This window comes from Ornithinibacillus jepli (assembly GCF_047228935.1).
Classification (GTDB): domain Bacteria; phylum Bacillota; class Bacilli; order Bacillales; family Amphibacillaceae; genus Ornithinibacillus.
Map to the genome: position 1 here is coordinate 103,313 of NZ_JBFEGG010000005.1, position 19,957 is coordinate 123,269.

Annotated in this window: 20 protein-coding genes; 12 read left to right on the forward strand and 8 right to left on the reverse strand. The window is 36.7% G+C overall.

The annotated features are described in order from the left end of the window. Window positions 1-118: 118 nt before the first annotated feature. Together AB1K81_RS16305 and AB1K81_RS16310 are read left to right on the forward strand one after the other, a co-directional pair. Entirely contained in the window at window positions 119-583 is a 465-nt protein-coding gene (locus AB1K81_RS16305; protein WP_412977739.1) for an SRPBCC family protein, read from the forward strand. 12 nt (window positions 584-595) lie between these two features. Continuing rightward, window positions 596-1,132 (forward strand): histidine phosphatase family protein, encoded by a 537-nt coding sequence (locus AB1K81_RS16310; protein WP_412977740.1) that lies wholly within the window; start codon window positions 596-598, stop codon window positions 1,130-1,132. 53 nt (window positions 1,133-1,185) lie between these two features. Here the strand turns inward: AB1K81_RS16310 and AB1K81_RS16315 are convergent, their stop codons facing one another. After that, a complete protein-coding gene (locus AB1K81_RS16315; RefSeq protein WP_412977741.1) occupies window positions 1,186-2,229 on the reverse strand; it encodes a D-alanyl-D-alanine carboxypeptidase family protein in 1,044 nt (347 codons plus the stop codon). Window positions 2,230-2,410: 181 nt separating this feature from the next. On the opposite strand from AB1K81_RS16315, the gene AB1K81_RS16320 reads away from it, so the two are divergent. Next, on the forward strand, window positions 2,411-3,427 hold the full coding sequence (locus AB1K81_RS16320; RefSeq protein WP_412977742.1) for a serine hydrolase domain-containing protein: 1,017 nt from the start codon (window positions 2,411-2,413) through the stop codon (window positions 3,425-3,427). A gap of 62 nt (window positions 3,428-3,489) precedes the next feature. Then, window positions 3,490-4,668, forward strand: a complete 1,179-nt coding sequence (locus tag AB1K81_RS16325) for an MFS transporter (RefSeq protein WP_412977743.1) — start codon at window positions 3,490-3,492, stop codon at window positions 4,666-4,668. A gap of 43 nt (window positions 4,669-4,711) precedes the next feature. Here AB1K81_RS16325 and pepT read toward each other — a convergent pair whose 3' ends face one another. Next, entirely contained in the window at window positions 4,712-5,941 is a 1,230-nt protein-coding gene (gene pepT, locus AB1K81_RS16330) for a peptidase T (RefSeq protein WP_412977744.1), read from the reverse strand. Between the two features lie 153 nt (window positions 5,942-6,094). Here pepT and AB1K81_RS16335 point away from each other — a divergent pair, with 153 nt between their 5' ends. After that, a complete protein-coding gene (locus AB1K81_RS16335; RefSeq protein WP_412977745.1) occupies window positions 6,095-6,946 on the forward strand; it encodes a sulfurtransferase in 852 nt (283 codons plus the stop codon). Beyond that, window positions 6,930-7,502: a DNA-3-methyladenine glycosylase I gene (locus tag AB1K81_RS16340; protein WP_412977781.1), complete on the forward strand. Its 573-nt coding sequence runs from the start codon at window positions 6,930-6,932 to the stop codon at window positions 7,500-7,502. Before AB1K81_RS16335 ends, AB1K81_RS16340 begins: the two co-directional genes overlap by 17 nt. Before the next feature lie 43 nt (window positions 7,503-7,545). Here AB1K81_RS16340 and AB1K81_RS16345 read toward each other — a convergent pair whose 3' ends face one another. Beyond that, window positions 7,546-9,336, reverse strand: a complete 1,791-nt coding sequence (locus tag AB1K81_RS16345; RefSeq protein WP_412977746.1) for a methyl-accepting chemotaxis protein — start codon at window positions 9,334-9,336, stop codon at window positions 7,546-7,548. A 186-nt stretch (window positions 9,337-9,522) separates the two neighbouring features. Between AB1K81_RS16345 and AB1K81_RS16350 the strand changes: the two genes are divergently transcribed. Next, complete coding sequence (locus AB1K81_RS16350; RefSeq protein ID WP_412977747.1) at window positions 9,523-10,035, forward strand: hypothetical protein; 513 nt, start codon at window positions 9,523-9,525, stop codon at window positions 10,033-10,035. A 305-nt stretch (window positions 10,036-10,340) separates the two neighbouring features. On the opposite strand, the gene AB1K81_RS16355 is transcribed toward AB1K81_RS16350, so the two are convergent. From AB1K81_RS16355 to AB1K81_RS16370, 4 genes are read right to left on the reverse strand one after another with little or no spacing between them, the layout of a single operon-like run. Next, window positions 10,341-11,777 (reverse strand): amidase, encoded by a 1,437-nt coding sequence (locus AB1K81_RS16355; protein ID WP_412977748.1) that lies wholly within the window; start codon window positions 11,775-11,777, stop codon window positions 10,341-10,343. Window positions 11,778-11,809: 32 nt separating this feature from the next. Continuing rightward, on the reverse strand, window positions 11,810-12,709 hold the full coding sequence (locus AB1K81_RS16360) for a DUF899 family protein (RefSeq protein WP_412977749.1): 900 nt from the start codon (window positions 12,707-12,709) through the stop codon (window positions 11,810-11,812). Between the two features lie 6 nt (window positions 12,710-12,715). Further along, window positions 12,716-13,078: a VOC family protein gene (locus tag AB1K81_RS16365; RefSeq protein ID WP_412977750.1), complete on the reverse strand. Its 363-nt coding sequence runs from the start codon at window positions 13,076-13,078 to the stop codon at window positions 12,716-12,718. Between the two features lie 51 nt (window positions 13,079-13,129). After that, window positions 13,130-13,912: a helix-turn-helix domain-containing protein gene (locus AB1K81_RS16370; RefSeq protein ID WP_412977751.1), complete on the reverse strand. Its 783-nt coding sequence runs from the start codon at window positions 13,910-13,912 to the stop codon at window positions 13,130-13,132. A 137-nt stretch (window positions 13,913-14,049) separates the two neighbouring features. Between AB1K81_RS16370 and AB1K81_RS16375 the strand changes: the two genes are divergently transcribed. Next, window positions 14,050-14,874 carry an aldo/keto reductase gene (locus AB1K81_RS16375; RefSeq protein ID WP_412977752.1) on the forward strand — a complete coding sequence of 275 codons (825 nt, stop codon included), beginning with the start codon at window positions 14,050-14,052 and terminating at the stop codon, window positions 14,872-14,874. Window positions 14,875-15,185: 311 nt separating this feature from the next. After that, window positions 15,186-16,244 carry a ribosome small subunit-dependent GTPase A gene (rsgA, locus tag AB1K81_RS16380; protein ID WP_412977753.1) on the forward strand — a complete coding sequence of 353 codons (1,059 nt, stop codon included), beginning with the start codon at window positions 15,186-15,188 and terminating at the stop codon, window positions 16,242-16,244. A 42-nt stretch (window positions 16,245-16,286) separates the two neighbouring features. On the opposite strand, the gene AB1K81_RS16385 is transcribed toward rsgA, so the two are convergent. Then, window positions 16,287-16,826, reverse strand: a complete 540-nt coding sequence (locus AB1K81_RS16385) for an HD domain-containing protein (RefSeq protein WP_412977754.1) — start codon at window positions 16,824-16,826, stop codon at window positions 16,287-16,289. Window positions 16,827-16,957: 131 nt separating this feature from the next. On the opposite strand from AB1K81_RS16385, the gene fni reads away from it, so the two are divergent. The 3 genes from fni to AB1K81_RS16400 all read left to right on the forward strand — a co-directional run bounded on the left by fni (window position 16,958) and on the right by AB1K81_RS16400 (window position 19,834). Beyond that, window positions 16,958-18,016 carry a type 2 isopentenyl-diphosphate Delta-isomerase gene (fni, locus tag AB1K81_RS16390; RefSeq protein ID WP_412977755.1) on the forward strand — a complete coding sequence of 353 codons (1,059 nt, stop codon included), beginning with the start codon at window positions 16,958-16,960 and terminating at the stop codon, window positions 18,014-18,016. A gap of 183 nt (window positions 18,017-18,199) precedes the next feature. Beyond that, window positions 18,200-19,042, forward strand: a complete 843-nt coding sequence (locus AB1K81_RS16395; RefSeq protein WP_412977756.1) for an MBL fold metallo-hydrolase — start codon at window positions 18,200-18,202, stop codon at window positions 19,040-19,042. Window positions 19,043-19,114: 72 nt separating this feature from the next. After that, complete coding sequence (locus tag AB1K81_RS16400; protein ID WP_412977757.1) at window positions 19,115-19,834, forward strand: DsbA family oxidoreductase; 720 nt, start codon at window positions 19,115-19,117, stop codon at window positions 19,832-19,834. Window positions 19,835-19,957 lie beyond the last annotated feature (123 nt).

A 19,957-nucleotide genomic window follows, 5' to 3' on the forward strand; every position in this document is an offset into this window, starting at 1 on the left:
GAGAATTCCGAAATCCCGATGAATATGTCAACTTGACTAAAATCGAATCGAATGCTGGTAGGCTTCCCGTTATCCCTATGGTAAAATTGAGAAAAATAGAAAAACAGGTGGGGAAATGATGAAAGAATGGACTAGAGATATTGAGATTAACGCGCCAATAGATCAAGTATGGAAACTTTTAGACGGGACACTTGAGGATATGCAAAAGATTATGCCGAATGTGATCGAAAATGAATTGGTTACGGGATCCGAAAATGGTGTTGGAGCGGTGTATCGTCAGAAATACCGAGAAGGGAAAAAGCTTCAAGAGTATAATGTGAAGACATTAGTATATGAAAACGAAGCAGACTTTAAAAAGTTAAAGGTTGGCTTTAATCTAGCGAATATGTTTGACATTACAACAACCTATGAAGTGAAAAAACTAAGTGATCACACTACCTATTTCCGATATACGACAACAAATACACCATTAAAATGGGTTACGAAACTACTACTTAAACTTGTGAATAGTGATAAGGTTGTCGTGCAATTTGTAGAGCGCGTAAAGCAAGTTGCAGAGAAAGAAATGGCGGAACAAAGCTAATTGGAGGAGACGATGGGGAAGAAAATATACGTGGTTAGACATTGCCAAGCGAAGGGACAAGAAGTCGAAGCAGAATTGACGGATGAAGGAGTAAAACAAGCTAGGAAATTAGTAGAGTTTTTCTCAAAAATTAAGGTTGACCGAATTATTTCGAGTCCATACCGACGAGCAATCGATTCCGTTGGCCCACTTGCCAAGGAAAAAGATCTTTCCATTGAAATGGATGACAGATTATCGGAACGTGTACTTAGTACACAATTTTTTACGGATTGGCGAGAAAAATTAAAAGCGACCTTTGAGGATTTGGATATCGAGTATCCAGGTGGGGAATCGAGTAGACAAGCGATGAGCAGGGGGCTAGAAGTAATTCAAGAACTTAGTGAGGGTGAGCAGGTCATACTAGCTACGCATGGGGGACTTACTTCACTTATATTAAAATCTTTTCAACCTAATTTTCGTTTTGAGGATTGGGAGAACCTTACAAATCCTGATGTGTATCTACTCGATTATCAAAATGAAGATCCTAAGATAATAAGGTTATGGAAATAAACAAAATCAGGATATTCAGGTAAGGCGAACCTTTACCTGAATATCCTGATTTTCTAGTTTGATAGCTCTTCTAAATATTCTTCTAACGTAATGCCACGCTCCATAATTTCAGTAGCTGCTTTTACACCAACATAGCGTAAGTGCCATGGTTCATATTGGTATAAGGTAATATCTTCTTTTCCTTCAGGATAGCGGATAATGAAGCCATATTCTGCCGCGTGCTCTTTAAGCCAGATTCCTTCTTCCGTATCACCAAATTCTACCACTAATCCATAGTTTACATGGGGACTGGTTACATCCATTGTAAGACCTGATTGGTGTTCGCTTTCACCAGGTTTTGCACTAAATGTATTGGCTTCTTGCTCACCGTGATTACTTACATAAGATGCAAAAAGATAATCTTGCCTTTCATAGGAGCGAAATCCTGATTGTGCAAATAAATCTAAACTTTCTAAATCTGCAGCTGCAAACAGTTTTTCAAGAGCATCTGCTGCAACTTTCCTCATTTGTTTTTTTGGTAAATCTTCTACAAATGGAAATCGTACATCTGGAACAACTAGATCACTTGGTTTAAAGTCTTTTGGTAATGCGTTTTGTTTATTAATCAATGCAAGTATCTCATACGGATTACTGATGATGACCGTTTCTTCGTCTAATTTCTCGTCTTTTTTAAAAGGTAACCCTTCACCAGGTGTTATGGTTTTGTCTTTATCTAAGTAGCTCTCGATTGTAAGTCTAGTTTTTTTATCGTATATACCAGTTACGAGAAGTTTTTCTGATTGTAATTGTAAATCTGTGACTGCCCACACTGTTTCGGCACTGTAAGTACCAGAATTGGAAATCTGGTAACCTATTTTTATTAAACCTTCTTGGAGAGTTTGAACATCTTCTCCTTTGTCGCCCTTTTGTAATTCTTCTGTAGGGAGAACGAACTTTTCTTCAACCTCTACAGGTTGTTCTTCTGGTTTTTCTTCATTATCAATAACGGTATCTTCCGGTTCATCTTCAACAACTACCTTACTGTTAGAGTTACATGCTGAAAGGAACAGAAGAAGGCCACCAATTATAAGGATATATATCGTTTTATGTTTAAACATAGAGGTCCTCTCCCTTATAGAAATAGAAATAACATATCTATTATACTACTAAGAAGTATGAATTCGAAAAAAAACTAGAAAAATAGTTCTTTAGTTCGACTGGATATTATTGGTATTTGTGTACTATACTATTTATGCAGGGATTAATTGTGCTTTTTCAATTGGAAAGGAAGAAGCATATATGACTAAAGAATTTGTTCGAAAAGTATATGATGTAGTTTCAGAAGTAGATTTTTCTGGAGTGATTTTAGTTCGAAATAATGGGGAAATAGTGCATGAATCTGCACATGGTTTTGCCAATCGTTCGGATAAGGTAAAGAATACGATTCATACTCGATTCGGGATTGCTTCAGGCTGTAAGCTTTTTACTGCAGCAGGAATTGGAATACTAGTTGATGAAGGAAAGATTAGCTTTGGAACTAGATTAAAAGATTGTTTGGATATCCATTTCCCTCATTTTTCTGAAGCGGTTACCATCCATCATTTATTGTCACATACATCCGGGATTCCGGATTATTTTGATGAGTCGGTTATGGATGATTTTGCGGAGCTTTGGGAAGAACGACCAATGTATAGGATGCGTGACCTGAAGGATTTTCTACCGATGTTTGAAAATCGAGAAATGATCTTTCAGCCTGGGGAAAAGTTTCACTATAATAATGCTGGATTTATTGTCCTAGGGCTTATAATCGAACAGGTATCTGGAAGGAACTTTACTGATTTTATTGAATCCAAAGTGTTTTCAAAAGCTGGTATGAACGATTCCGGATACTTTTCGCTAGATCAACTACCGGCTCACACAGCTACTGGCTATATGGATGATGAAGAATCAGGAACGTGGAAGAGCAATATCTATTCTATCCCAATAAAAGGTGGGGCGGATGGGGGAGCGTTTATTACAGCTTCAGATATGCTGCTTTTCTGGGAAGCTTTGTTTGGAGAAAGGTTATTATCTAAGCGTACAACGGAAAACCTTTTATCCATTCAGGCTGAAGGTGATGAAGATGAGTTCTACGGATACGGAATTTGGATTGATAAGCAGGATGGTGAAATTACAAAGCACCATGTAATGGGCTATGACCCTGGTGTAAGCTATCATTCAGCTGTTTATGCCAATGGGTTAGAAGTAGTCGTTATTTCGAATAAGAGTACTGGAGCTTATCCGATATTGTTAGCTATAGAAGAAGTATTAACCTAGGCAAGCACACATCTCCTCATTCTCTCATAGTTTAGAAAAGATAGTTTGGGGGAGTGGGGAGGATGTCTGAGTTGGCAGTTACTCAACAAGTGTCAGTGCGAGTTGTTAATTTTGTTTTATTTTGGTGTGCTTTAATTGTTGTTTCCAGTGCTTATGTAACAACACCTCTCTTTTCGGTCTTTGAAAATACGTTTGACGTATCGAAAACGATGTCAGCTTGGACGAGCAGCTCGTTTTCTTTTTTTTATGCGGTTGGGTTTTTATTATTTGGCCCCCTAGCAGACCGAATTGGTCGGAAACAAATCATCGTATTTGGAATGATTTCGTTAAGCTTAATTACACCAATGATTGCCTTGGCGAATAGTCTTGGAAGTCTTGTTGTACTAAGAGGAATTCAAGGTTTTGTTGCATCTACCTTTGCTCCTTCTGCGCTTGCTTATGCATTTGACGTTATCCCGTCTAAAAAAATAGTTACGACGATAGGGTTTATCAGTTTCGGGTATGTAACATCCGGAATATTTGGGCAAGTTCTTGCTGATGCCCTTTATCAATGGGGGAGCTGGCATGTTGTTTTTCTAGTGTTTGGTGGGCTATATTTGATAACACTATTAGCGGTCTTGTTCGTACTGCCAACTCCGGAGAGGTTAGGGCATAAGGAAGGGATTAAGTTTTATCTCTATCATAGTAAGCTCATATTTAAACAACGTAATTTTGTATTAATTTTTATCATTACCATAACGCTATTATTAACCTTTATGGGCATGTACACGTTGTTAGGAAGTTTCCTAAGTAATGAGCCATTCAACTTAAGTGATAAAGAAATATTAGGTGTTCGGGCAATTGGAATTATCGGAATGTTGATATCTCCGTTTGTGGGAAAGATTGTTGGGAAAATTGGAGTTTTAGTTACACTTAGAGTAGGGTTATTATTTGCTGCTTTAGGATTAATTTTATTAGGGATTGGAAGTAATATAGTATTTCTTATTGCAATGAGCATTATCTATGTCTTCGGGATTTCGCTTATTTTCCCTGCTATTATGGTATTGATTGGCAAGTTAGGTGGGGAAAGGAGAGCACTAGCAAATGCATTCTATGCATTTATTCTATTCTTCGGAGCAATGCTTGGACCAATTGTAGCAATTGAGCTGTTAGGTGTAATTAGTAGTTACTTTATTACATTTTTTATATTATCATTATTGCTTGTAGGAAGTGGGATATTGTCGATGTTTATAAAAGTATAAGCTGTCTAAAAGAATAGTGAATTTCTTTAGACAGCTTTTAATATTATTTCGCTTCAAACAACCTACAAATCTCCACAATTACATTCGTAGCTTTCTCCATATTATCTACAGATATATACTCAAATTTCCCGTGGAAGTTCTCTCCACCAGTGAATATATTTGGTGTTGGTAAGCCCATGTAGGATAATTGTGATCCATCAGTTCCACCGCGTACCGGTTGGATAACGGGTTCAATGTCCAGGTTTTTCATTGCTTGTTTCGCAATATCAACAATTTCCATTACCGGTTCAATTTTTTCGCGCATGTTGTAATATTGATCTTTCATTTCAAGCACAACATTGTCCTCACCGTATTTATCCTTCATTTCTTCAACGAACTTCGTTAAAGTAGCCTTTTTACTTTCAAAGCTTTCACGATCAAAATCACGGATAATGTAATAGACTCGGGTATTCTCTACATCCCCATTAATGGAAATTAAATGATAGAACCCTTCATATCCTTCCGTTTGCTCAGGTGATTCTTGTTCAGGAAACTTGCTAACAAATTCAGCAGCCATTTTTCCAGCGTTAACCATTTTATTTTTCGCAGTACCAGGATGTACACTGTTTCCTTTAAAAGATACTTTTGCTGCTGCAGCATTAAAGCTTTCATATTGTAGTTCACCTAATGGACCACCGTCAACAGTATAGGCGAAGTCGGCATTAAATGATTCTACATCAAATTTATGTGGACCACGACCAATTTCCTCATCTGGAGTGAAAGCAACACGGATTTTCCCATGCTTAATTTCTGGATGTTTAATTAAATAATCCATCGCAGTCATAATTTCTGCGATACCGGCTTTATTATCTGCTCCAAGTAATGTTGTACCATCCGTTGTAATCAACGTATGTCCTTTATAACTTGGTAGTTCAGGGAATTCTTTTCCAGATAATACAACATTTAATTCTTTGTTTAAAACTATATCATTTCCGTCAAAGTTTTCGATTAGTTGTGGGTTAACATTTTTTCCAGTAAAATCCGTTGCTGTATCGACATGGGCAAGGAATCCGATAGTAGGTACTTCTTTGTCCGTATTAGAAGGAAGAGTTGCAAAGACATAACCATTTGCATCGATGGTTACTTCCTCCATACCAATCTCTTTTAGCTCATCAACAAGTAAGTTTGCAAGCTCTAATTGACCTGGTGTAGATGGTGTTGTTTCACTATCTTCATTAGATTGTGTGTCTACTTTTACATATGTAGTAAATCGTTTAATGATATCTTCCTTCATCCTTATACGCTCCTTCTTGTGAATAGTAGTTTGAATATGAAATAATTATACCGTAACTCGAAATAATTAGAAATTAAAAAAATTGCATTTAAAAAGGAAAATAATATGATTTGGCGAATTAGTAAGTACTTGAGTTTTTATAGGAGGATTTGAATGTCATATATAATAAGTGTAGAAGAGCTAAGAAATATATTAGCTACGAATCCGGATCAAGTAGTGATGGTCGATGCTAGATTTCAATTAAATGACCCAGAAGCGGGGAGAAGGGCTTATGAGGAGTCACATATCCCAGGGGCGGTATATTTTGATTTAGAAAATGACTTATCTAGTGAACCTGGTGAGCATGGTGGGAATCATCCACTACCAAGTGTCTCTGAACTAGCTGAAAAGATAGGGAATGCGGGAATTGATCATCAACAAATCGTTATCGCTTATGATAAAAGCAATGATATGTTTGCACCGAGGTTTTGGTGGTTACTCCATTATTTGGGTCATGAAAAGGTTTATGTATTAGATGGTGGATTTGAAGCTTGGGTTCAAGCAGGACAACCTGTTACTTCAGAAGTTCCGGTTAAGAAATCGAAAACGTTTATCCCTAATGTACGCTCCGATGAAGTAGTAGATGTTGAACGTGTTCGGGAAAATATAATTAATAAAAAGGCGACTCTTATTGATTCTAGAAGCTATGAAAGGTACTTAGGGAAAAACGAACCATTATATAAAAAGGCAGGGCATATCCCGGGTGCGAAAAATTATGTTTGGATGGATGTGCTAGACAGAAATGGGAAATGGAAAAATAAGTCGTCATTAGAAAACCACTTTTCGAGGCTGGATAAAGATAAAGAAATCATTGTTTCTTGTGGCTCTGGTGTATCTGCAACTCCTAATATTATCGCATTGAAGATGGTAGGGTTTAGAAATGTAAAGCTTTACCCAGGTAGTTTTAGTGATTGGATTTCTTATGAAGAGAACGAAATTGAAACAAAGGATGAGACAGATGAATAAACAACGTTGTGCCTGGGTTCCAGAAAATGACACATTATATCGCGACTACCATGATCATGAATGGGGAAGACCGGTATATAATGACCAAAAGTTATTTGAAATGCTCATTTTGGAAGGAGCCCAGGCAGGTCTTAGTTGGATTACGATTTTAAGAAGACGTGAGAATTACCGAGAGGCGTTTGATCAATTTAATCCTAATGTCATTGTTAATTATGACGAAGAAAAGATACAGTCCTTACGGGAAAATGAAGGTATAATTCGGAATGAAAGGAAGATAAGGTCTGTAGTTTCTAATGCTCAAGCTTTCCTTGAAGTGCAAAAGGAATTTGGAAGTTTTGCTAACTATATTTGGAGCTTTGTTGGGGGAAAACCGGTTATCAACCATTGGAAAAGTATCAGCGAAGTACCTGCTGAAACAACGGAATCTCAAGCAATGAGTAAAGATTTAAAACGAAGAGGATTTAAATTTGTCGGCCCGACCATATGCTATGCGTACATGCAAGCAACTGGGATGGTGAATGATCATACAGTGGATTGTTACCTTTATCATGGATAAGAAGAAAAGCTACTTTCACATATTGGAAAGTAGCTTTTACATTTTACAGTTTAAACACTTTTAATTCATTATTTAGTTGTTCCGCAATTTTCTCTAATTCTTCCGCACTGCTTGAAACTTCTTCCATGGAGCTTGAAGTTTGTTGTGCTGATGCTGCGGCTTGTTCAACACCTGCTGCAGATTCCTCAGATACTGCAGCGATTTCCTCAATTAAATTATTCATATCATTACTGTTATTAGCAATCTCTCGTAGGTTAGCAGAGATATCGGTAATCTTGTTTACCATTTCCGTTACAGAATTATGGATAGATGTAAAATTGTTTCCAGTTTCTTCGATTTGTGCAGTTCCTTCTTTAACTTCTGTATAACCACTATTTAGAGAGTTTACTACTTGTCCAGTTTCGCTTTGAATTTTTGAAACGATAGTTGTAATTTCCCCTACGGAACTAGCAACTTGCTCAGAAAGTTTACGAACTTCCTCTGCTACTACTGCAAACCCTTTACCGTGTTCTCCTGCTCTAGCAGCTTCAATCGCTGCGTTAAGAGAAAGAAGGTTAGTTTGATCTGCGATATCTTTAATTACAGAAACTAATTTAGAAATTGCTGCTGACTGTTTATCAAGCCCTCTAACCTTTTCAACAGCCTCCGATACAATAGCATCAATTTGTTTCATTTGAACGACTGATGATTTCATTAATTCTTGACCTTCATTTGTTAATACTAGAACGCTTTGAGATGTACCTGCAATTTGTTCTCCGTTCTGTTCAGAAACCCGTACCTTTTGTACGAAATCGTTCATTTGCTCAGCTAGGTTTGATGCACTATTAGCTTGGTTTTCAGAACCGGTAGATAATTCTTCCATCGTAGAAGCGATTTGCTCATTACCTTCTTTCACTTCTTCCGCTGATTGGGATAATTCTTCACTTCTAGCAGAAAGTGTATTGGATGCTTCTGAAACTTTAAATAGTATACCTTGAATATTTTCTTTCATTTGATTCACAGCATTGGCAAGCTGTCCAATTTCATCTTTACCGTTATAATCAACTGATTTAGCTAACATATTACCGTTAGCAACCTCTTTTGTTAATACGACAACTTTTTCTAAATTCGATGCAATTCGTTTACTTACTAGTAATAAAAGGACAACCCCTAAAAAAATTGCAACCGCATTTGACACGATTAATGTAGTTGTTCCTGCTTGAATACCTGATTTAGAACTTGTCACTACTTTTTGTTGGTCAGCAATTACCGTAGCCATTAATTGGTCTACAAGTTCTACTGTCTCCTGACGTAGTGAGGAAGAGCGAGTTCTAATTGATTGTGCCATATACTCCTGATTATTGTTAACTGCATCAGAAATATCACCATAGAACATCTCATTGATTTTATTATCGTTCTCTGTAATCTGTTGGAATAAATCTTTTTGCTCATCTGTAACTAGTGATGGCTCAATTTTAGCAATTAATTCATCAAATTGTACTTCATATTCTTTAAATGTATCAGCAAAGCGATCTTTACCAGATAGTAGGTAATCCGCAATTTGAACATCCTTAATCTGGATTAACGCTGCTAAATCTGCCATATCATTTACACGAGAACTATACTGATCGATTGTTTCTACATCTTGTGAACTATTCTGGAGCTGTATGAAAATTAAAGTACTTGAAAATAAGAAAAGAACTACCGTAGCTAAAAATACTAGTAAATATTTACTACTGATTTTCATGTTTTGCAAATTAAAAAGAGAGCTAGATTTCATTTTCAATTTCGTTTTAGGTTCTCGTTGTTTCTTCTCTCTTTTTATCTTAGGTAACTTAATCTTTTTACTTTTCATAAATATGTATCCCCCATTTGTAGAATATGAAAGTATTTCTTTTTTTTATCGGTCTTATTATCTAATTCTAAAGTATTATTTGAAAATAATCGACAATTTTTTCCCGTGTTGAATAAATAATACTTTTCTAGTAAAATAGCAAACTGTGTGTTCGTTTAAGACTGATGAATGAATTGAGGTGACAAGATGAATAAATCAGCATTTTTACAAGAAGAAAAAAATAAAGAAGAACTAAAAGAAGAACTAGATAATATTGAAATACAATTATTTCGCATGCAAAACAATATAAAAGAAATTGCCAAAAAATCGGAAGTAATCAGTATAGATCAAACACCACAAGACGAGTGGGTAGTCGTTTATGCTGATCGGGAACAAGATACATGGCAACTAATGCTTCATAGCTGCAAACGTCCATATCGTGGCAATTGGCATTCTGCACTACAAGCTGAACTTAAAGATGATAGTACCATTCATATTGCAGCTATCAAAGGTGAAGAAAATAAAGGGTATGGTTCGGTTTTGATGGAGCATTTAAAAGAAATGGCTAAAGAAGAAAATGTCCAGTATATTACTGGTGATTTAGTAAAAAGAGATTTCGACCATGTTGATAGATTACAACATTTCTATGAAAAGCATGATTTTGAAGTGAAAATTAATCATGAGAAGGAATTCGGAGAAATCGAGTGGAACGATGAATAGATAGAAGGCTGCTTTGTAAAAGTAAGTCTTATTTTTTTTGTTCCTCTAAACCATTAATGCTGATTTCGAGTTGAAAAAGGTAACAGAAAGAGTGTTTCTAATCCGTAATTTGCTTCAATATAAGAAAACAGGTAACAGATAAGGCTCTTCTAAGACAGAAAAGTTGCCAAGGCAAGGGGAAAGGTAACAGAGATCAAGTCTCTTTGCTCCAATTTTTTCATTAAAGCGGAAAAAGGTAACAAACTCTTAGATCAAACTCCTTCACTCCAATAAAAAAGCAACCCAATAATGGATTGCCTTCATAACTATTTTAATTGAGGTGCTTTTCGGTGTTTGGTAGCTTGTTCATATGCATAAGCTAATTCAATTAATTCTGCCTCGGTAAAGGCGAGACCAGTAAAGGTAATTCCTACAGGTTTTCCCTCTTTTGTATACCCACAAGGAGCTGTAATCGACGGATACCCTGCCTTCGCGGCGATACCTGCACCATAATTATTGTTAAACAATAGTGCATCTAAGTTATGCTCTTCCATCGCTTTATCAATTCCTTCAGCTTGTGAAAGTCTGATATCCTCTAATCTATCTTGTAAATACTCTGTTTCTGTTAATCTCCCAGTTTTAGATTCGGAGTCTAGCAGTATTTTCTGACCATATTTCAATGCGGTTTCTGCATGCTGTTGATTATACTGAATAACATCTAGTAAATTATGAACCGGTACACGCTGGTCTACATTTTTTAAATAAGCGTTTAGACCGTTTTTAAATTCGTGGATCATAACGGTTATATTCGGGAATTTAGTAGGTAAGTTTACTTGGTCTACAATGGTTGCCCCAAGCTTTTCTAAATCTTGTAATGCCTTTTCTACTATATGTAGTTCTTCCTCTGGTAACCCTTCTAGATAGTTACGCGAAACACCAAGGCGCTTACCTTTTAATCCATCTTCATTTAAATACTCTAGATAATCGGTTATACGATCGGGATTGGTCGATGTTGCAGGATCTTCACTATCTAACGCTGTTAATGCTCCAAGTAATAAAGCGGCATCTGAAACCGTTCTTGTCATGGGACCTGCTGTATCTTGTGAACTAGAAATCGGGATAATTCCAGTGCGACTAATTAAGCCAACGGTCGGTTTTATCCCTACAAGAGAATTGCTACTAGCTGGACTTAAGATAGAACCACTCGTTTCTGTTCCAATACCTAATGGAGCAAAGCTAGCAGCAATAGCAGCACCAGTACCGGCACTTGATCCACCTACATCGAATTTACCTGGACCATATGGATTTAATACCTGTCCACCTCTTGAACTGTAACCATTTGGCATCCCAACTGCCATGAAGTTTGCCCATTCGGTAAGGTTCGTTTTACCAAGTATAATAGCTCCTGCATCTCGTAATTGTTTTACTAAGAAGGCATCCTCTTTCGCATAATGATCGGCTAGAGCAATCGATCCTGCTGTTGTGTGCATTTTGTCATTTGTATCGATATTATCTTTTATTAATACGGGAATACCATGCAATGGACCACGAGAGCCTTTTATTTTCCGCTCAAGGTCAAGTGATTCTGCTATAAATAAAGCATCAGGATTAATCTCTGCAATGGCATTAAGTTTCGGACCATTTTGATTGTAATTCGAAATTTGCTCTAAAAAAGCTAACGTGATTTCCTTAGCAGTTAGCTCTCCACTTGCCATGTCCGCTTGTAATTCTAGTACCGTTTTTTCAATAATATGCTTTGTCATGATAGTTCCCCCTTTTAACAAAGTATAACATTTTAAGCCTGTTCAAATAGATGAAAATATAACCCATAAGGATCTGCCATCATAAGGCTTTTCTCATTATATTCTTTTGTTATCGTACAGCCATTTGCTAATAAGCGTTCTTTAGATGCATCAAAATCTTTTGCGGCAAGCTCAAAAAAGACTTTATTTTCCGGATTTTCTTCTATATAAAAATTTTGGCCACCAAAGGTGAGTTTTGCTTCAGTGTCATTGGAATACACCTTTGACATCCCTAAAATATTCGTATAGAATTCAACAGCTTCTGGTTGGTTGATTACTTGAATAGCAATATTATTAGTTAAATCATAATCGGAGTTTTTATTAATTTTTCGCTTCGGTTGGTAGCCTTTTTGACCTGAAGGAAGTAAGTCAAATAAATACCACACCGAGCAAAATTCATCCCCAGGGCCAAATGGTGCATCGGCAACATGATAGATTCTTCCGTCGGCATCCTTTTGAAAAGTAGAAACGCCAGGATATTGGTAACCATCTTTAGAAAAGCCTAAGTCTTCTTTAAACGTTGTCCCTTTAGTAGAAATAAGTGGGAATTGCCATTTGCGCTCTGCAGCAAAGGCGTCTTGTATTTCAGGTGAGTCGGGAGTAGCTACGACAAATCCAGCTTTTTCGATTATATAGTGGTAAATACCATTAAACCCATCTGCCCACATCGTGCAATAAGAGCAGGATTTCCCCATGTTTTGGATCACGATTAATTCGTCCTTGTCGCCGAATAAATCAAGTAAACTAACTTCCTGATTCATAGAATCTAGGAATTGATAGTTTTCTACTTCATTACGAGGAACGGATTTACGCAACTCCATTAATTTTATTTTCTTTTTATGAATTTCCTTTTCTAACGCTTTAATTTCTAATGATAAATCAGTAGTTTTCATAACAATCTACTCCTTTTCAATAAATTCTACAATTTCAATTTGGTTTCTAGAATAATCTTCTATGACAAAATAGTATCCTGGTGGACATGGTTTAGGTTCATCAAAAATCATCGTAACTCCTTTGTCTTGAAGTCGTTTAAAGTCCCCTTGGATATTGCTAGATTGAATCGCAAGTAATACGTTAGAGCTAGTGGATGGATTAGTATCATCAGATTTTTCTAATATAAAAGGTACACCGTTATGCTCTAAACTCATAATGTTATCTCCATATTTTTTTCCAACGTTAAAATCAAGAATTTCTGTATAAAATTCCACTCCTTTTGCCATATCGTTTACTTTTACAGTAAGTACACAAACTTGATTTAACATGAGGTTCCTCCAAAATAGTGTATTTTTTACACTTTAACATGAAGTTTTGATTTATTTTTCTTCTAGTTTGCTTTTTTTCGTATCAAAAAGGAGCTTCGGTAAATTAATGAGAATTGGTGGGTCAAATGGGAGTGGTTCTCTTAATGTTACCTCTGTGAAAGAATACGCATGAAGTTCTGTATCAATCGGTTCTTTTGCAATTCCTCGTAATGCCCTTGATAATACGAAATAGTTTTTTGGGTTCAGACTTTTCGTTATCGCAGCAGCAAGGACATAATATTTCCCCTTTGGCACATTAGAAAATGTGCAGCTTGTCTGATTTTGGTTAATAGCTGTCCCGACAATAGGAGCTTGATCGGGTATTGGTCTTGGAAAAAGTCCGACAAAAATTAGACCTTTAAAATTAGGTGGAACCACAACATTACACGTAACGGAGGGTGATAATACTTCTAGAGGTTGTAATACGGTTTCGATGTCATAATCATTTATGAAACGGTGTAAGGTGTTAATGTTTTTTTGAAACTGTTTAGGTGATAATCCTACAAATTGTTTAAATTTAGAACTAAACGTACCAGTGCTTCTAAAGCCAACTCTTAGCACTGCTCTTAAGATAGAATCAGAGGGATTGACTAAAGATTCCTTCCCAGCCTCAATTCGTAATGCGGATAAATAATGACGAGGTGGAACACCAGTCACTTCTTTAAACACTCTACTAAAATGACAGGGACTATACCCAACTAGTTGGGCTAGTTGTTCCGATGTAATATCTTCTTCTAAATGATTTTTCATATATTCAATTGTCTGTATGATAATTCTCTTTTTCTCATTGGACATAGTGATCACCTTATAACTTTCTGTACGTTAATTAATTCGACGCGGTTTTCTATAATACCTTTTCCAATCAGGAAATTTTTTCTATGAAAATGGATATGTTAAAATAGTATATATTTCTACATAAAGGAGTGATAATTATGGAATATGTAACATTAAATAATGGTTTACAAATGCCTAAACTGGGCTTTGGGGTTTGGAAGGTATCAGACGATGAAGCGGAAAAAGCTGTTAAAGAAGCTATTAAAGTCGGATATCGCTCTATTGACACTGCGATGATTTACAAAAATGAAGAGGGTGTAGGCCGAGCGATTGCTAACTCTGGTGTTCCGCGTGAAGAGCTATTTATCACAACAAAGGTTTGGAACTCGGACCAAGGCTATGAAAATACACTTAAAGCATTTGACGCTAGCTTGGAAAGATTAGGTCTTGATTATGTAGATTTATATTTGATTCATTGGCCACTGCCAAATGATGATTTATATGTGGAAACATATAAGGCATTAGAAAAGCTATACAAGGATGGTAAAGTGAAAGCTATCGGTGTATGTAATTTCAACATTGATCACTTACAACGTCTATTAGATGAGTGTGAAGTTGTGCCAGTTCTTAACCAAGTAGAATGTCATCCATATTTACAACAGCCAGAATTAAAGGCTTTCTGTAAGGAAAACGGCATTTTTGTTGAAGCTTGGAGCCCGTTAATGAATGGTAAAGAAGTTTTAGAAAATGAAGTAATTAAGGAAATTGCAGATGCACATGGAAAAACACCAGCTCAAGTTATCCTTCGTTGGCACTTACAATATGACAATATCGTAATTCCGAAATCTGTAACACCTTCTCGAATTGCAGAAAACTTTAATCTGTTTGATTTTGAGTTAAGTGATGAGGATATGAAGAAAATAGAGGGCTTAAATAAAAATTACAGAAGCGGTGCAGACCCTGCAGAGTTTCATATGAAATAATACATCGAGAGATGCAAAAGGATAAAGTCCTATGCATCTCTTTTCTTTTGCAGTTTAACTGGATTTATTTGAATATAATGCACTGGATTGTCAGAATCGTAGATAAAATATTTAAAAAATAATGATAACCTTTTTGTGGAAATGTAGTATACTAGAAAAGAATAACTTGGTTCATCCATTTTAAAAGGAGTGATGTTTTATGAGAGAAATGAAGCTAACATCAGCATTAAAACTTAATAAAACTTTTAAACTGGAGGAACGATCGGCGTAAAAAGTTCGTTTCCTCCGCTAAATTCAAGGAGGAAAAATATTTGCATAAATTAGAAACATTAGGTTGGAAAAATGAAATAGAAATTAATACTGACAATGTAGCACGAGTTCTAACGGTACAAAAAAATAGCTACCGTATATCAGATGGTGAAACTGATTACCTTGCGCATTTGAGTGGGAAATTTTTAAACGAGGCATTAAGTCCAATAGATTTTCCGGCAGTTGGCGATTGGGTGGAAGTTCAAAAGTTACAAGATGAGAAAAAAGCTGTTATTAGAAAAGTTCTACCTAGATCTAGTCAATTTGTGAGACAGGCTGCAGGGCTAAGAACCGATCCACAGATTGTGGCAGCAAATATTGATACGGTATTTATTGTGAACTCGTTAAACTATGACTTAAATGTAAGAAGGATAGAACGGTATATCTTACTTGCATATGAAAGTGGTGCAACACCTGTAGTATTACTGACAAAGAGAGACCAAGCTACTGAAGAAGAAATTGAACAGGCGATTTCTTCCGTAAGTGAGGTTGCAATAGGAGTGCCGATTCTTACGATTAGTAGTTTGACCGGTGATGGGATGGAAGAATTTAAAAAGGAGTTGCCTGAAGGGAAAACTGGGGCATTATTAGGTTCTTCTGGAGTTGGGAAGTCGACTATCATTAACGCTTTACTCGGGGTTCAGGTACAAGAGACTAAGGATATCCGTGAAGATGATAGTAAAGGACGTCATACAACTACCCATCGGGAAATGTTTCTGCTTCCTAGTGGAGCACTTCTCATCGATACACCTGGAATGCGAGAAATTTCGCTTTGGGACGGAGAAGCAGCAATGGAAACAACTTTCCAAGATATAGAGTCCTTGATAGAGGAATGTCGCTTTACAGACTGTAAACATAAGACTGAACCTGGATGCCGTGTACAAGAGGCAATGGAAACAGGGGAGTTATCAGAGGATAGATTCCAAAGTTACTTGAAACTTCAAAGAGAGCTTGCCTTTGAAAAACGAAAACAAGATCAAAAGGCGAAATTAGAAGAGAAGAGTAGATGGAAGAAAGTTAGTAAAAACCAAAAAGATTCCTATAAGTATAGAACTAGATAAATCCGAAAGAGGCATTGACCCAAATGTGGGCTGATGCCTTTTTCATTGGAATACCCGACGAACTAGTTCCTCGTACTCCTGAAAGTAAGGAGGGATATCATGACTTTCTAATCCATAGTACATATTTTGACAGATTGATTCGTTGTACCATTTTTGCTCCTCAACCCCAGCGTTAAAGTTATCCCAAACCTTATGACCATTTACTGTGAGATCTTTTTCCAAGCCAAGCAAATTATCCAGTTTATCGGCAATAATTAAAAATTTGACTTCTTTATCAGCATATTTAATCGTTTCAATGGTATGAGTTTTACGTTCCTTCCATGACTTAGATTTATCTTCTGTATGAGCAGCGACTATTTCGGCAACCTTTTTACCGAAATGCTTTTCAATATCCTCTATTTCATAAATTGTATCTTCAACGACATCATGTAAATAAGCTGCACATACTAATTCATCAGAGAACCCCTCTTTTTCTAGTCTTTCAGCAACCCGGATTGGATGGGTAATATAATCATCATTAGAATTTTTACGTTTTTGTCCAGCATGAGCTCGTGTTGCGAAATCTTTAGCCTTTTCTTTCAAAATAAGTTTCCCCTTTCACTAACTGGTTATCCTTTATTATATAGTACGAAAAGACTATCGTCACATTACTTTCATTCATTGAAAGAAACAAGTAAACTGGAAAGTAGATAACTTGGATTGGAAGTGTGAATATGGCTGAACAAGGTATTAACAAACGTAAAACAGAACACATTCGTTTATGTCTCACGGATCAAGTTGAAGGTGTGAATAAAAGTACTGGATTAGAAGGGATTTCCTTTATTCATAATGCATTACCAGAAATCAACTTCTCTAATATAAAAATAAATACATCCTTTTTACAGAAGGAAGTAAATGCACCATTTCTAGTAAGTTCCATGACTGGTGGTTCAGAGTTAGCTACAGAAATTAACCACAATTTAGCTATAGCAGCAGAAGAGCGAGGATGGGCAATTGCGCTTGGCTCAACAAGGGCATTACTAGAAAGTGACAAGCATCAAGATTCATTTTTAATACGTAAACAAGCTCCAAATGTGCCTTTGATTGCCAACCTAGGAGCAGTACAGCTTAACTATGGTTACGGTCCAGAGCACGCACAACGAATTGTCGATTTAACAGAAGCAGATGCTCTTTATCTTCATCTAAATACATTGCAAGAAGTGATTCAAGATGAGGGCGATTTAAACTTTGATAATTTGCTACCTAAAATAGAAGAAGTATGTAATAAACTAGACGTTCCAGTTGGTGTGAAGGAAGTAGGTTTTGGAATAGATGGTACAGTTGCCAGAAAGCTACATGATGTTGGAGTATCATTTATTGATGTCGCGGGTGCTGGAGGTACGTCTTGGAGTCAGGTTGAAAAGCTACGTTCTCAGGATCCTTTACGAAAAGCTGCAGCTGAAGCATTTAATAGCTGGGGAATACCAACGAAGGATTGTATAGTGTCCGTACGGAACGAGCTAGAGAATGTGCCTTTAGTAGCTAGTGGCGGTATGAAAACTGGACTTGATGCCGCTAAAGCAATTACTATTGGTGCTGATATAATCGGTTTTGCAAGATCACTTCTACAAGCAGCAACAGATTCAGTAGAAGAAGTAGTGAAAGTAATGGAACAAATTGAATTTGAACTAAAAATAACGATGTTTGGTATCGGGGCGAAAGACTTAAGTGAACTGAAGAACACAAACAGGGTTACGGTTATGGGCCGTTCGTTATTAGACAGAGAGGACTAAGCGATTTTTTATCGTTTAGTTCTTTTTTTTTGGAGTTGGCAAGGGCTATTTCCGCCCTAGTTGACGAATTCTTCAGGATTTCACTTCCCGCCTTCAGGATTCCCCTTAATCCCCATAAATTCCCAATATAGATATAGCTCCCAAACAAATACTAATCATAAAACCAAATAAAGGAGCTTTTGGATGGATAAAGAAATGTTTGAAGGTAGTGATTTTAAGTATATTCCAATGACATCACTGGAAAGTAGAATGGGGCATGAGGTCGCGGAGGATGTTTACTATTATACGAATCAGATCGTTAATATTATTTTCATCGGTAATCCTGGGAACGGCAAATGGTATTTAATTGATGCAGGAATGCCAAGATCTGCACCCGAAACGATTAACCAAGTAGCAGAACGGTTTGGAGAGGGGAGAGAACCAGAAGCAATCATTTTAACCCATGGGCATTTTGACCATGTAGGCGGGTTAGTGGAGTTGTTAGAAAAGTGGGATGTTCCAGTATATGCTCATGAAAAGGAAGTTCCATATTTGACTGGAGAATTGAGTTATCCGGAACCTGACCCTACTGTTGAAGGTGGAATGCTGGCGAAAATATCTACAATTTATCCGAATGAGCCAATAAATATTCGTCCACACTTACAACTACTACCGAAAGATGGGACATTACTAGGGCTAGAAGAGTGGAAATGGGTCCACACTCCAGGGCATACACCAGGTCATGTTTCGCTTTTTAGGGAACGGGATAGTTTATTAATCTCTGGAGATGCGTTTGTGACCGTTAGACAAGATTCTTTTTATAAGGTATTAACGCAACAACCTGAAGTTTGCGGACCACCTAGATATTTAACTACAGATTGGCGAGCTGCTAAAACATCGGTAGAGATATTACAAGAACTAAATCCTAAAACGGTTATTCCTGGGCACGGAATATCGTTAAAAGGGGAAGAGTTAACCAAGGGGTTAAGGGAATTAGTTGCTAATTTTGAGCAAGTTGCTGTTCCGGATTATGGAAAATATATATAGATAATAAGCACAACGTTATCCAATAAAAATAATATTGTGCTAAAATACCTATAAAGTGAAAGAGGTGCGGAAATGAAAATTGAAATATGGTCTGACTTTGTCTGTCCGTTTTGCTATATAGGTAAGCGCAGATTGGAGTTAGCGTTAAATGAATTTGCACATCGTGAACAGGTGCAAATAGAGTATAGAAGCTATGAGCTAGATCCGGAGGCAGTTGCTAATCCAAATCAAAGTGTTCATGAGTATTTAGCTAATAGAAAAGGAATGTCTGTTGAAAAGGCAAGGGAGCAAAACGCCAACGTAGCTAAACAGGCTGAGACGGTAGGTTTAACTTATAACTTTGATACGATGCAACATACGAATACTTTTGATGCGCATCGAGTGGCTAAATACGCTGCAACGAAAAATTTAGGAAAAGAAATCACGGAGAAATTACTACAAGCTTATTTTACTGATTCAGAATTAATCAGTGACCATGATACATTAAAAAGACTTGCAACAGATGTTGGACTAGACGGAGAAGAAGTAGAGGATTTATTAGAAACAAACCGTTTTGCTAAGCGAGTTCGGGAAGACGAAGACCTTGCAACCCAGATTGGTGTCGGTGGTGTTCCTTTCTTCGTTTTTAATGAGAAATATGCAATTTCTGGTGCGCAGCCTAAAGAAGTGTTTCAAGAAGTGTTAGAAAAAGTGTGGGAAGAAGAAAGCAAAAAGCCGATGTTGAAAAACTTAAACCCAGAAGGTTCAAAAACTTCTTATTGTACTGGAGACGACTGTGAAGTAGATGAATAATATGATTTGATTGCTTGCTGAAAATGGCAAGCTTTTTCTTTTGTTAAAATGCATCTATGTGCAGCTATGCTAGAGGTCATATATAGGATAATGGTAACGTTAGGCGCTTGATTTTATTATTTT